The sequence below is a fragment of the Longimicrobiales bacterium genome, assembly GCA_028823235.1.
Classification (GTDB): domain Bacteria; phylum Gemmatimonadota; class Gemmatimonadetes; order Longimicrobiales; family Gaopeijiaceae; genus UBA2589.
In genome coordinates this window covers 1-13,221 of sequence record JAPKBW010000009.1, presented here as the reverse complement: position 1 = coordinate 13,221, position 13,221 = coordinate 1, and the positions used below count along the sequence as shown (strand labels likewise).

Genomic DNA, 13,221 nt, shown 5'->3' with positions numbered 1-13,221 from the left:
CCTGCATTATGTTAGTTGTCTCTGCCGGAACGCCTCCGGCCGTGTTGTTGGGGTTTTGGAATGACTGACATAATCAAAGAAATCGAGAAAGAGCAGCTCCGGGAGGACACCCTGGACTTCGCTCCTGGTGACACCGTGAAAGTCCTGTACCGCGTTCGCGAGGGTGCGAAAGAGCGGATCCAGGTGTTCGAGGGTGTCTGTCTTGGCCGTAAGGGCGGCGGCGTCGATGAGACGTTCACGGTCCGCAAGATCTCTAGTGGTATCGGGGTCGAGCGCATCTTCCCGCTCCATGCGCCGACGGTAGCTGGCGTCGAGGTGGTTCGCCGCGGCCGAGTTCGCCGAGCGAAGCTCTACTATCTGCGTGGTCGTCGCGGTAAGTCGGCGAGAATCAAAGAGAAGCGCTCGCAGCGCTGATCGGGTCCGGCTATGACGCCGGAAGACTCCGGATCTACGCGGCCCCAGGACCTGCTCGAGTACGAGCGGCGGTTCTGGGGCCGCGATCTTTTGGTGGCAGGTGTGGACGAAGCAGGAAGGGGTCCCCTCGCCGGACCGGTGGTGGCCGCGGCAGTTGTCCTGCCGGAAGGGCTCCATGTAGAGGGAGCTGACGACTCGAAGCAGCTGTCGAGTCGGGTACGCGAAGAGCTGTTCGATCTCATCCTCGGTGCAGCGACGAGCGTCGGTGTCGGGGCTGCGTCGGTCCGAGAGATTGATCGTCGCAACATCCTCCGGGCTACGACCGTCGCCATGGGACGAGCTCTGGATCACTTGTCCGAAGCCCCCGGCCATATCGTGATCGATGGCCTCTATGTGAAGTACCTGGGCCGTGAGCATGAGGCGATCGTGGATGGTGACGCCCTCATCCATTCGATCGGTTGTGCTTCGATTGTCGCAAAGGTGATTCGGGATCGACTCATGCAGCGGCTCGCGCGCCGCTACCCGGGCTACGGATGGGATCGAAATGCGGGGTATGGAACCGCAGAGCACCGTGCGGCCATCGACGAACTCGGCCTGACGCCTCATCATCGGCTGACATTCACGGGATTACAGTACGACCTCGGATTGTGAGGTATCGTTGTGACATCGAGACGAGAGCTGTGTAGGTTGGCGAGCCGTTTTCGGCACCACACTGATACACGCATACGGACCAAGACCATGAAGCTCCGCTTCTCCCTGACACTTGCATCGACAGCCGCCGCCTTCGCGCTTTCATTTGAGTGCGCTCAGGCGCAGGCGCCCTCGATCGCGCTGACGCCCACGGGCCCACAGCCGACGTTTATCGATGGCCAGGCTCAGATCGTAGAGGCGTTCGCGGACCCGGAGACCTGGATTCGGCACGACCTGTGGGTCGAGACGGAGTTTGATTCCGACGGTGATGGACGTCCGGACAGGGTGCACGTCGACGTGACGCGCCCGGCCCAGACGGAAGAGGGATTGCGGCTCGCGGTCGTGTACGAGTCCTCGCCGTACTACTCGGGAACTGGGACGACCGCTCCCGAATATTTTTGGAATGTTGAACACGAAATCGGTGACACCCCACCCGTGCGCGGAGATATGCCGGCCATTCAGCATCAGAGCAGGCGTCCGATCATTTCCAATTCCCACGTCGGCACGTGGGTGCCGCGCGGATTCGTGGTGATCCACTCACAGTCTCCTGGGACCGGGCTGTCTCAGGGGTGCCCGACGGTCGGTGGGATCAACGAGTCGCTCGCGCCGAAGGCGGTCATCGACTGGCTGAACGGTCGCGCTGACGGCTACACGGCTGCCGATGGCGGCGACCCAGTGGAGGCCTTCTGGGCGACGGGGAAGGTCGGGATGACCGGCACCTCGTATAACGGGACGCTGCCGCTGGCCGCCGCGACCACGGGCGTCGACGGACTGGAGGCGATCATCCCGATCGCGCCGAACACGTCGTACTACCACTACTACCGGTCGAACGGTCTGGTGCGCTCACCTGGTGGATACCTCGGTGAAGACGTGGACGTCCTCTACGACTTTATCAACTCGGGTGATCCGGAAGGCCGCGAGTACTGCAACTTGACGGTGCGAGATGGGGTGATGGCCGCTGGGCGGGATCGCGTGACCGGGGACTACAACGACTTCTGGTCGGGCCGGGACTATCTGAATGTCATCGATGGTGTGAAGGCTGCGACGCTGATGTCGCACGGATTCAATGATTGGAACGTCATGCCGGAGCACAGCTATCGGATCTCGCAGGCACTGAAAGACCGAGGCGTGTCCACTCAGATCTTCTACCATCAGGGTGGCCACGGTGGCCCGCCGCCGCACGAGCTGATGAACCGGTGGTTCACGAGGTACCTGTATGACGTGGAGAACGGAGTCGAGGACGATCCTAAGGCGTGGATTGTGCGCGAGGACGTCGAAGACAACACGCCCACGCCGTACGGCGATTATCCCAACCCGGAGGCGACCAGCGTTACGCTGCATCCCCAGGGTGACGGAAATGGTGTGGGAGTCCTGGCGCTCACTAATTCTGGCGAACGTGGAACCAGCGAGGTCGTCGACGACGTGTCGCTCACGGGTGCTGCTCTCGCCCAAGCTCCGTCTTCCAGCAGTCGTCTGCTCTATGCGACGCCTGAATTCACGCAGGACGTCCACCTCTCGGGTGTGACGACTGTGACAATCCGGGTCGCGGCTAATGCCACGGCTGCGAACCTCTCGGTGTGGCTCGTTGCGTTGCCATGGACAGCCGAAGGGCGGCTCGTCGACAACGTGGTTACGCGGGGCTGGGCGGATCCCCAGAACGCCGCATCTCTCCGCGAAAGCGTTCCGCTGGTGCCTGGAGAATTTCGGAAAGTGACGTTCGACCTGCAGCCGGACGATCAGATTGTTCCAGCCGGGAAGCGGCTCGGGCTAATGATCTTCTCCAGCGACGCGGAATTCACGCTCCACCCTGAGCCGGGGACACAGCTGAGCATCGATCTTGATGGCACGTCGATCTCGATTCCGGTCGTTGGCGGCCGAGACGCGTTGGGTCGGCTGATCAGCTAGAAGCGATTCTCGTGGTTGTGGTGTCCCTGCACAGAGTCCACGATAGGCGAGTGTTTTTGGCTGGGAAGACATTGAGGAGGGATTGTGAATCTTGAGGGAGCAGTGAATAGCAGGGTCGGAAACGTTCTGGTGTGGCTTCTGACCATCGGTGCAGGAGGGGTCATGCTTTGGTCTGGGTCCGCGAAGTTCCTACAGTCGGACATGTGGATGGCGACCTTTGCGGGTTGGGGCTATCCCGCGGTTTTCGCCTATGTGGTCGGTGCCCTTGAGATGCTCGGAGCCGCCGCAGCCTTTATTCCCAAATTTGCCACTTATGGCGCTGTTCTTGTTGTCCTTATTATGTGTGGCGCTGTTTTTACCATGGTGACGCACGGCGGGGACCCAAGTCTTGCTGGCTTGAACCTCCTGTGCTTCTCGATCATCGCCTACGCCAGGCTTGGTGCGCGCTGGACGCCAAGCTGATCGACCGCGGAGCGTGCGCCCCTGCGCACTGATGCCGTTCACCGTGTCTCAGCGAACGCGTGCGATCGGAATTCCTACTGCCCCGGGGGCTGGAGGGATCAGCGGCATCGGCACGATCGCACGTCGGGACACGCTTCAATTCGGGGTGGGGGCCATCGGTTCGGTCGTTGAAGCGTGACTCCTGCGGCAGATCGTGGATGACATGGATATGCTGTCGGTGAGCATCCCGTTGGTGCTCGTTGGAGTCGGGACTAGCGTGATGGTACTGAAGTCCGTGGCGTGCCCCTCTCCCATTTTTTGGAGTCCAGGATTCAACTGACGGAGGCGCTATATGACGCCTAACCGTCTGCCAGATTGCAATCGGAGTCGTCTGTGTCAGTGTCTGTTGTGAGCCATTCGCCGAGTTGGCGCGTCTTCTCTTTTTCGACTGTTGCCTTGGCTGTCGGCGTCGGTCTGGCTCCGTTAGAGCTGCAGGCCCAGGCGGTTCCCGCGGAGATCGCGATGTCTGCGTGGGTCGAAGATCATCGCGACGAGGCGCTCGAGCTGCTCGAGGAACTCACGAACCTCAACAGCTATACGCTGAACGTCCAAGGCGTACGCGAGGTGGCTGACGTCCTTACCCCGCGATTCAAGGCTCTCGGCTTCGACGTTCGCTGGATCGACGGCTCAGGCTTTGGCCGCGCCGGCCATCTCTTTGCTGAGCGTCGTGGGTCGGGAACGAAAATGCTGCTCATCGGTCACCTGGATACGGTCTTTCGCCCGGAGGACCCATTCCAGACGTATGAGCGTATCGATGAAGCGACGGTGAAGGGCCCGGGGGTCTCCGACATGAAGGGCGGACTGGTCGCCATGCTGCAGGCGCTGGAGGCCCTGGAGTCGGAGGGTCTGCTGGGTGGGATGAATCTCACGGTCGCGATGATCGGGGATGAAGAGCGCATCGGTTCGCCGCGCGACCTCGCGCGCGGCGACCTCGTCACGGCTGCCGAGTGGGCGGACGTCGCTCTTGGGTTCGAGGGACTGGAGATTGCCGAGACGGCCGCTGTGGCCCGTCGTGGTGGTACTGGCTGGACTCTGACAACGACCGGGACGCGCGGTCATTCGTCTCGAATCTTCACTGAAGAGCTCGGGTACGGTGCGATTTTCGAGGCAGCTCGAATCCTTGATGGTTTCCGGGAGGAACTCGCGGGGGAGGAATTCCTCACCTTCAATCCCGGAATCATTCTCGGCGGGAGCGAGGTCGAGCGTGACGCGACGGGCAACGCGGGGCAGGCATCCGGCGTGACGAATGTCGTCGCGGAGACTGCTACGGTGACCGGGGATCTGCGTACGATCTCCGCCGAGCAGGGAGAGCGAGTTATCGCTCGCATGAGAGAGATCGCTTCGCGGAATCTTCTCGGCACGAGCGCGACGCTAGAAGTTCGTGGCGTGCCCAGTGGGATGCCGCCAAGAGAGTCGAACTACCGGCTGCACGCGATCTACGATCAGGCGAGCCGCGACATGGGCATCGGCCCGATCGAGGTGATCGATCCGATGCGCCTCGGGGGTGCGGACATCACGTCGGCGGCACCGTACGTCGATGCGGCGCTTGCTGCGATCGGGGGGATGGGGGCGGCGGCCCATTCCTTCGATGAGACGCTGGATCTCAGGGCGATGGAGATCCGAACGAAGCTTGCAGCGGTCTTCCTTCTGCGACTTTCGCAGGGCGCGTACACGCCCGGCTGACCTTGTGATGGGTGCTTCAGGAAACCTGAGTGATTCTGCGGAACATCGCTGTGGCAGCGAGGCCCACGACGCCGAAGATCGCAACCGCTGCGAACACGTGCTGATGTCCCTGGAGCCCGGGTGAATTGTCGAGCAGGATCCCCATCAAAGGGCCCATGAATACGTCGGGCGTGAATCCGACAACGGACACCAATCCGATAGCACTGCCGGTGAAAGCCAGTGGTACAGACCCTTCGGCGAGCAGTGCGAAGTAGACGCCCCGGAGCGCGTAGATACCGACGCTCGTCGTGACGATCGTGGTGATCAGCATCCAGGCGACTCCCGGCACGAGGATCCCCGAGGCGATCACAAGACTTCCTCCGATCACCAGAGCGAAGCCCCAGAGGATCACTTTCGAGGAGTCCACCCGGTCGCCTAGATATCCGGCAGCGACCGCCACGACTGCTCTGATCCAGAAGGAGAGCGTTCCGATCCCCGAGGCCTGCACCTCATTGAAGTCCAGAGCGTCTCGGGCCATCAACGAGAAGTCATCTGTCGCCTTGTAGCTGACGTAGGCGCATACCACGATGATTGCTTGCAGCCAGACGGCAGGCATCCGGCAGGCCTTGCTCACGCCCAGCAGTGAGAGCTTCGGCGGAGCCTCGGTGTCCGCATCGGGTGCCATGTCCGGCACGACGATCCACACGAAGGCTGCGATCACGAGTGTCATGCCTGTGAAAACCCAGATGACTGCGCGGAACGCGGCAGCCCGCTCGGCCGCCGTAGCCGATGCGACATCGCTCGGCAGCATCGTTGCAAAGACCAGGACTGAAAAGGAAGCGATCACGGCGGCGAGGAGGCCCCGTCCTCCGTCGAGTAGCCCGTACGCCCGACCCTGTGCGGCGGTGCCGCCCCACTCCCGCGTGGCCCGGAGCATGGCAGCCCAGAAGAGGAGAATCGTGGTGAGTCCCCAAACGCCCCAGAGAGCTTTCATGACCGAGAGCGATGGGATCCCCGCGAGGACCACACCGCCGAGACCCGTCGCGATGAGCGCCGCGGTCATGAGGCGTCGGGCAGGGAAACGATCGGCGAGCGGGCCACCGGCAAAGTAGGCTGCCATGGCCACGATCCCGTAGAACGAGAACGCCGTTCCGAGCTCGAGGTTGGTGACCCCGAAGACATCGAGGAAGGTCGGTCGGAAAACACGAGCCAGAACGAACGGGAGCAGGAAAACCGCTTCGCCAGAAGCGATCAGCGCAGTGATGATCAGCGCGCGCCGAAGCGGGGTTCTCTGTTCTGATGGGCTCATGGAAACTGCGATGATGTGGCGGGAAGTACGGCCGTGAGAATGTAGCGAGGCGTTCTGGCTCCGGCTCCCACTATCTCACGATCTCTGGCTGTGCTTATCACGCGATCGTGACTAGGAATCCGATCAGCGCACCCGACACGTCCTTTCGGTCACCTCTGACGTGAAGCGTGCAGGGCTTCGGCCTCGAGCGCCGTGTCTAGGGTTGGGTGTGGCTCGGGCGTGGTCGCGCGTAGCGGAGATGAGAGAACTCACCGAAACGCGGCGTACAACGATTCGAGTGCCAGCATCACGTCAGCCTCATCGATGTAGACGTGGAATTCGCTCGTCGTCGACGCGACCTCCGCGAGGTTCACGCCCTGAAGCGCGAGGGGTTGAAGGAGCCGATAGAGGATGCCTGGTGTCGCGAGATTCTCCTCTGTCAGTGAGACCGAGAGGCTCGCGATTCCCGGACTGATCCGCTGGGGGCGGCGGCCTACCGTCTTGTAGACAGTGTCCAGCTGACTCTCGTCGATGATGAGGGTGATTTCACGTATGCCCTCTGTGAGCGTCAGGTGACGGTCCCGCTCACGGACCCGCTGCTGCAGTGTGAGGAGGCCCACATGCACCTCCGGGGTGTTGGCGAAGGTGAGGACCGCCAAGCCTCTCTGGACTGTGACTCGATCGGCCAGTCCGATTCCAAGCTTGTCATCGAGTGGAGGCAGGTCGTCGCGCAGACGTGACAGGGCCATGGTGATTGCCCCGCCCTCCACGCTCTTCTGGGTGCGTGCCTCGACCGTCGCGTGAATGTGGCGGGCCACCTGACTCAGATTCATGAGCCGTTTTGCGAGACCGACCTTGAGTACCCAGTCGTTTGCGACGATCTCCGCGACCGCGTCTGATATTTTTTTCATAAATGTGCGATACCAAACAAAATCTGTGAAGTATATGTGATTTTACTTGATTCCTTCGTGTCCGTCACGGTTGTGTCCATCATCCCGCTCCGAATGAACTGTGAATCCTGCACTGGAGCCTCCGATGTCTGTTGCCACCTCTCTTGAATGTCCCGTCTGCGCGGGCGCCCTCGACGCACCGTCCGACGCGATGTTGGGTGAGCTGATCGACTGCGACGACTGCGGTTGTGAGCTGGAAGTCACGCAACTTCTTCCCACCATTGTGCTCGCCGAGGCTCCCATGTCCGCCGAGGACTGGGGTGAGTAGTGACCGAGGCGACTGAGGGACGGGGTGCGCCCGGGTCGCCCGGCCCGTCTGTCGTCCTCGTGTGCTCGGGGCTGCGGCCTGAGGAAAAAATGCTCAGGCAGGCCTTTGTGGCTCGTGGGGTCGAGCTGACCGTGGTCGATGACCGTCGGATCGGTGGAGATCTTGCTAGCTGGCCTTCCGTGATCCCGGTGTGTGATGCAGTTCTTCTTCGCTCAAAGAGCCAGTGGAGAAACGCTGTGCTGGCCCATTGGCTCGAGAGCTGTGGTGGGCGTCCCGTGAACTCGGGCCAGGTGATCGAGACCTGTGGTGACAAGGCACGGACTACGATTGCGCTCCTCGCAGCCGAGGTGGCCACGCTCAGTGCGTCGATTGCGTTCGCACCCGAGTCCGGACTCGCGGCCGCCGCCGAGATCGGATATCCGCTCGTGGTGAAGCCAGTGATCGGGTCGTGGGGGCGCCTGATCGGGAAAGTGAATGATCGTGATGCACTCGAGCTGGCCCTCGAGCATAAGGAGGCCATCGGCGGTGCACCGCATGCGGTCACCTATCTACAAAGGTTCGTCGAGACCGGTGGCAGCGACGTCCGAGCCTTCGTGATCGGCGATCGCTGTGTTGCGGCAATCACCCGTCGCTCCACCGGCTGGCGGACGAACACAGCGCTTGGTGCTTCGGCCGAGGGGCGCGAGGTCGATGCCGACCTCGCAGCGACCTCGGTGGCAGCCGCGCACGCGGTTGGCGGTGGTATGGTCGCGGTTGACCTGTTCGAGACCAGCGACGGTTATCAAGTCAACGAGGTCAACGCGACGATGGAGTTTCGGAACTCAGTCGACTCAACCGGCGTGGACATTCCAGGTCTGATGGCCGCAGCCGTGCTCGGTATGTGCGGAGGCGTGCACGAATGACCCACGTGTCGATCCTTGGAGGCTCGGGCTATGGCGGCGGGGAATTGCTGCGGCTGCTGCTGGCCCACCCGGAAGTCACTGTGGCGGGGGTGACGTCGCGACGGCTGGCGGGGCGGCCGGTAAGCAAGGCTCATCCGAATCTACGTGGCTCGACCGATCTGACATTCTGCGCTCCGGAGGACGTCCCCCACAGTGACGTTCTCTTTCTCGGGCTGCCGCACGGGGAAGCCTCCGAGCGCTGGGATGATCTGTCGGGACGAGCGGACCGCATCGTCGACATGAGCGCGGACTTCCGCCTAGACGATATCTCTCTGTATGAGGAGCACTACGGGACTCATCCTCGACCGGACCTACTGCCCACGTTCATCTACGGTCTGCCCGAACTGAATCGGGAGGCACTTCGTGGTGCGGAGCGCGTCGCGACGGGTGGGTGCAACGCCACGGTATCCATCCTTGCACTTCTTCCACTGTTCGAGGCTGGGGTCGTCCACCGAGATCGCACCGTGCTCGACGTAAAGGTCGGGTCCAGTGAGGGTGGGGCAGTCCCAAACGCGGGCTCTCATCATCCCGTGCGGTCGGGCGTGGTCCGACCGTACAAGGCGACGGGGCATCGTCACGCCGCAGAAATCGAAGCGGCGCTCGGTCGCTCGGGATCGGCTCAGGTGCACATGAGCGTGTCCGCCATCGACATGGTGCGTGGGGCGGCGGTGCTGGCACACGTATTCCTGAATGAGGCCCTGACTCAGCGAGACGTGTGGCGCCTCTACCGTGAGCGGTATGCTGAAGAGCCCTTCGTGCGACTCGTGTCGGAGCGGTCCGGTCCTTATCGGTTCCCCGAGCCCAAGCTTCTGGCTGGCACGAATTTCTGTGACATCGGCTTCGAGCTCGACCCGCGCTCCAACCGACTCGTCGTCGTAGCGGCCATCGACAATCTGGTGCGTGGATCCGCCGGACAGGCGGTTCAGGCCATGAATCTCATGATGGGGTGGGATGAGACTGCTGGCTTGAGCTTCCCCGGCCTGCACCCGGTCTGAGTGCTGATATGTGTCGTATTTTTGCGATTAAAGCGGACGAGCCAATCGCGGTCGGTCCGTGGATTCAGTCCTTCTCCGACGCCTGCGAGTCGAGCACCGAGTATCAGGGACACGGCTGGGGCGTCGCCTGGCGGGAGCGTGGACGGTGGCAGCGGTACCGGTCAGTCGAGCCCATATGGGAATCCGCGTTCGTGTTACCACCCACCTCATTGGCCGTCATCCACGCCCGCAGTGCATTTCGTAATGAGGGCATCGTAGTCGAAAACAACATGCCGTTCATGGAGGATGAGGTCGCGTTCGCCTTCAACGGGGAGCTGCGGGGTGTCCGGCTGTCCACTCCGGGTGCGACTGGCGCCGCGCGTCTTCAGCGCCTTCTCATGCGCTTTGCCGAGGGAGCGGGCGGCGATATTGAGGCGGCGCTGCGGCGTCTCGACGGAGTCATCACCACTCGCTCGGAGTATGTGCGCGCCCTCAACCTTGTGGTGAGTGACGGACAGGATTTGTACGTCCATGGCAGGTACTCGGAAGATCCTGACTATTTTACGCTGCACCGTGCGGAATTGAGCCAGGGTCCGGGTATTCGCCTGGTCTGCTCCGAACAAATCGGCACGGCCGAGGCGTCTCCCGAGTGGGTCGGTGTCGAGAACGGCTCCACCTTCCGACTGCAGGGAGGAGCACCATGCTTCTCGTAAAGGTCGGCGGAGGTGACGTGGACCTCACGGCGATCGCTGATGACCTGGCATCACTCGAGCGACCCTTTGTGCTTCTGCATGGCGCGAACAAGCTGCGCGATAAAATGGGCACCGCCCTAGGGAAGCCGCCTCAGGTGGTGGAGTCGATCTCTGGCTTCACGAGTGTACTGTCAGACGATGACGCAATCGATGTGATGCTCGCGTCGTACGCGGGCATCAGAAACAAGCGGCTCGTCGAGTCCCTTCGCCAGCGCGGCGTGAATGCTATCGGCCTCACCGGGCTCGATGGAGGTCTCGTGGAGGGCGTCCAGAACGAGGGCATCCGGATTCGTCGCGACGGGCGGAAGTTTCTACTCCGAGATCAGTCCGGGAAGCCAAAGCGACTCAACACCTCGTTACTGCGGACGCTTCTGGATGACGGCTATGTGCCGGTACTGACCGTCCCAATTGTGGGAGCGGACGGTACCGCGCTCAACACCGAGAACGATGAAGTGCTGGCCCTTCTCGCGCGCGAGCTCAACGCGACCCATGTGGTGTCACTCATCGAGGAAGTCGGACTTCTGTCCGACCCTACAGATCCCGAATCAGTGGTCCCGGAGATAGAGGCCCGAGACCTGCCTGAGTGGGAAGGGCGGGTTTCTGGTCGTATGCGGCGGAAAATTCGGGCGCTTCGGTCGCTGTTTGATGGATGTGACGGAGCCGGGCCGGTGTACCATCTCGCCGATGGCCGAGCCCCCGCTCCCGTGTCGGCCGCACTGGCGGGCGCGGGAACGACCGTGCGGTGCTCCCAGCTTTCGCCCGATCTCGACCTTGAGCCTGCCGATGAGCCGGGTGCGAGCCGCGATGCCTCGGCCGACGCTGGGACCGGAGCGACAGAGAACAAACAATGGGTCGACCGAAATGCTGCGCACGAACTCGACGTGTATGGAAAGCGCGGACTGGCAATCATCTCGGCGAATGGTTCGACCGTCACGGATGCGGCGGGGCGGGACTACATAGACTGCGTCGGCGGAAACGGATCGCTGGTACTCGGGCATCGCCATCCTGTGCTCGAAGCTGCCGTAGCTGAGCAGCTCGGGAGTGTCTGGTGCGTGCCTGGAGCATTGGTGACTCCGGTCAGGACCCGTTTTCTAGAACGACTCCACCGGGCGCTCCCCGAAGAGCTGGATCGGACGTTCTTGTCGAACTCAGGGACCGAGTCAGTCGAGGCCGCGTTGAAGATCGCCAGGGCGCACACAGGTCGGACGGACTTTGTCTCGTGCCTGAGGGCGTTTCACGGCAGAACGATGGGCTCGCTGTCCGTGACCTTTGAGAAAAGGTATCGAGAGCCGTTTGGCCCACTGATGGGTGGGGTGCGGCGTGTCCGATACAACGATGTGGAAGCACTTGGGGCCGCGATCGATGACTCGGTAGCCGCCGTCGTTCTGGAGTTGGTGCAGGGAGAGGGCGGGGTGCACGTGGCTGACCCCGAGTTCCTGCAGGCGGCGCGTGAGGCGTGTGACTCCCGTGGCCCACTGCTCGTCTTCGATGAGGTGCAGACGGGCTTCGGCCGGACGGGCCGGCTCTTCGCGTTCGAGCACTCCGGCGTGGTACCGGATGTCCTCTGCCTAGCGAAGAGCATTGCTGGCGGTCTACCGCTGGGCGCGACGGTCGTACGGAAGGGGATCGGTCTGGAGCTCGGGCAGCACGGCTCGACGTTCGGTGGGAATCCACTCTCGTGCGCGGCGGCTGCGGCCACGCTCGACGTGCTTAGTGCCCCGGATGTCATCGGAGGAGCTAATCGAGTCGGTGAAGCGATCTGTGGTCCCACGATCGAACGTCAACTGAAGGTCGTGAAAGAGGTGCGAAGAGTCGGCGCGATGATCGGCATCCAACTCCGAGTCCCAGCCAAGCCGTACGTGCACGCGCTCATGGAGAAGGGAGTGTTGGCGCTCACAGCAGGGCGCACGGTACTCAGGTTGCTGCCGCCGATTGTGATGTCCGACGACGACGCGGCAGGTGTCGGAGAGCTGCTCGCGGAAGTGCTCTCGACCTGACCACCGAAGGATTGCTTAGCGTTTCCGGTTACGGCACTCCCCGACCTGGAAGCACTGCTAGACGAGCGACGGGTCGTCACACGAGATCTCGAGGTCGAGACGTATCAGATCATTCCGTGGGTATTTCACGACAAGAAGGGGAGGCGAATCAGGAGCTGCCGATCGGAGTGGGAGAGGGCTCGTGAGAAGGCCGCGAAGGCCTGTGGCCCCCTCGCTCACGGTGATCTTGCCGATCGCCTTGTGCCCCACCTTCGACGCACGGCTGCTCGGAACCTCGAAAGGGCTAGCGTTCCACGCTCGGTTGCTATGAGATTAACGGACCACAAGACCGAGGCCGTGTATCGGCGCTATGCGATCGTCGCGAAATCGGACCTTGAGGAGTGTGTCGCGAAGTTGGCGAAGCTCCACGGCGAGAGGGTGACCTCCAGTGCAGAAATGCCACCTAAGGGCCAAATGCGGATGACTCGCGTGTGTTTCGCCCTTTCTCGCGACTCGCGAGCAGTGCAGTAACACGAATATCAATAAGCAGTTAGGACAGTACGACCCGGTAGCTCAGCTGGAAGAGCAACTGACTTTTAATCAGTAGGTCCTGGGTTCGAGCCCCAGCCGGGTCACTTGGATAAGATTAAGCCTCACAGGCACTTACAAGCTTGTGGGGCTTTTTCTATGGGACCCATACCCTCTGCTGAGTCTCCCATAAGTCTCCCACCGGGCTTCTTTTTAGGGGTTTTCTCAGGGTCAAAACAGACCTGATATGCCCCCCCTCATTGGTGGCCACGGGGCGGTACTGGTGCAGGACCGCACACATCGCCTCCACTGCAACACCGTTCCCCGAAAAATTCTGGTAGCTCGGGCGGGTCCCTTTTGCCGACAGGCGCG

At 62.1% G+C, this 13,221-nt stretch carries 12 protein-coding genes and 1 tRNA gene; 11 read left to right on the top strand and 2 right to left on the bottom strand.

The features are described 5' to 3' along the window. Nucleotides 1-60: 60 nt before the first annotated feature. The 5 genes from rplS (at nucleotide 61) to OSA81_06825 (ending at nucleotide 5,193) form a co-directional block, all read left to right on the top strand. Nucleotides 61-414 (top strand): 50S ribosomal protein L19, encoded by a 354-nt coding sequence (gene rplS / locus OSA81_06845; GenBank protein MDE0898715.1) that lies wholly within the window; start codon nucleotides 61-63, stop codon nucleotides 412-414. A 12-nt stretch (nucleotides 415-426) separates the two neighbouring features. After that, nucleotides 427-1,065 (top strand): ribonuclease HII, encoded by a 639-nt coding sequence (locus OSA81_06840; protein ID MDE0898714.1) that lies wholly within the window; start codon nucleotides 427-429, stop codon nucleotides 1,063-1,065. An 87-nt stretch (nucleotides 1,066-1,152) separates the two neighbouring features. Continuing rightward, nucleotides 1,153-3,009 carry a Xaa-Pro dipeptidyl-peptidase gene (locus OSA81_06835; GenBank protein ID MDE0898713.1) on the top strand — a complete coding sequence of 619 codons (1,857 nt, stop codon included), beginning with the start codon at nucleotides 1,153-1,155 and terminating at the stop codon, nucleotides 3,007-3,009. An 84-nt stretch (nucleotides 3,010-3,093) separates the two neighbouring features. Next, nucleotides 3,094-3,471 (top strand): DoxX family protein, encoded by a 378-nt coding sequence (locus OSA81_06830; GenBank protein ID MDE0898712.1) that lies wholly within the window; start codon nucleotides 3,094-3,096, stop codon nucleotides 3,469-3,471. A gap of 372 nt (nucleotides 3,472-3,843) precedes the next feature. Beyond that, on the top strand, nucleotides 3,844-5,193 hold the full coding sequence (locus tag OSA81_06825; GenBank protein ID MDE0898711.1) for a M20/M25/M40 family metallo-hydrolase: 1,350 nt from the start codon (nucleotides 3,844-3,846) through the stop codon (nucleotides 5,191-5,193). 16 nt (nucleotides 5,194-5,209) lie between these two features. On the opposite strand, the gene OSA81_06820 is transcribed toward OSA81_06825, so the two are convergent. Beyond that, nucleotides 5,210-6,481 carry an MFS transporter gene (locus tag OSA81_06820; protein MDE0898710.1) on the bottom strand — a complete coding sequence of 424 codons (1,272 nt, stop codon included), beginning with the start codon at nucleotides 6,479-6,481 and terminating at the stop codon, nucleotides 5,210-5,212. 248 nt (nucleotides 6,482-6,729) lie between these two features. Continuing rightward, complete coding sequence (locus OSA81_06815; GenBank protein MDE0898709.1) at nucleotides 6,730-7,371, bottom strand: hypothetical protein; 642 nt, start codon at nucleotides 7,369-7,371, stop codon at nucleotides 6,730-6,732. Nucleotides 7,372-7,495: 124 nt separating this feature from the next. On the opposite strand from OSA81_06815, the gene OSA81_06810 reads away from it, so the two are divergent. The 6 genes from OSA81_06810 (at nucleotide 7,496) to OSA81_06785 (ending at nucleotide 12,956) form a co-directional block, all read left to right on the top strand. Further along, nucleotides 7,496-7,678, top strand: coding sequence for a hypothetical protein (locus OSA81_06810; protein MDE0898708.1), 183 nt, complete (start codon nucleotides 7,496-7,498; stop codon nucleotides 7,676-7,678). Continuing rightward, the gene (locus tag OSA81_06805; protein ID MDE0898707.1) at nucleotides 7,678-8,580 is read left to right on the top strand and encodes a RimK family alpha-L-glutamate ligase; all 903 of its coding nucleotides are present in this window, start codon (nucleotides 7,678-7,680) and stop codon (nucleotides 8,578-8,580) included. Before OSA81_06810 ends, OSA81_06805 begins: the two co-directional genes overlap by 1 nt. Then, nucleotides 8,577-9,614 (top strand): N-acetyl-gamma-glutamyl-phosphate reductase, encoded by a 1,038-nt coding sequence (argC, locus tag OSA81_06800; GenBank protein MDE0898706.1) that lies wholly within the window; start codon nucleotides 8,577-8,579, stop codon nucleotides 9,612-9,614. Before OSA81_06805 ends, argC begins: the two co-directional genes overlap by 4 nt. A gap of 8 nt (nucleotides 9,615-9,622) precedes the next feature. Continuing rightward, entirely contained in the window at nucleotides 9,623-10,306 is a 684-nt protein-coding gene (locus tag OSA81_06795) for a class II glutamine amidotransferase (protein ID MDE0898705.1), read from the top strand. After that, nucleotides 10,294-12,342, top strand: coding sequence for an aminotransferase class III-fold pyridoxal phosphate-dependent enzyme (locus OSA81_06790; protein MDE0898704.1), 2,049 nt, complete (start codon nucleotides 10,294-10,296; stop codon nucleotides 12,340-12,342). Before OSA81_06795 ends, OSA81_06790 begins: the two co-directional genes overlap by 13 nt. A 541-nt stretch (nucleotides 12,343-12,883) precedes the next feature. Next, nucleotides 12,884-12,956: transfer RNA gene (locus OSA81_06785), tRNA-Lys, on the top strand. The last annotated feature ends 265 nt before the right edge of the window (nucleotides 12,957-13,221 follow it).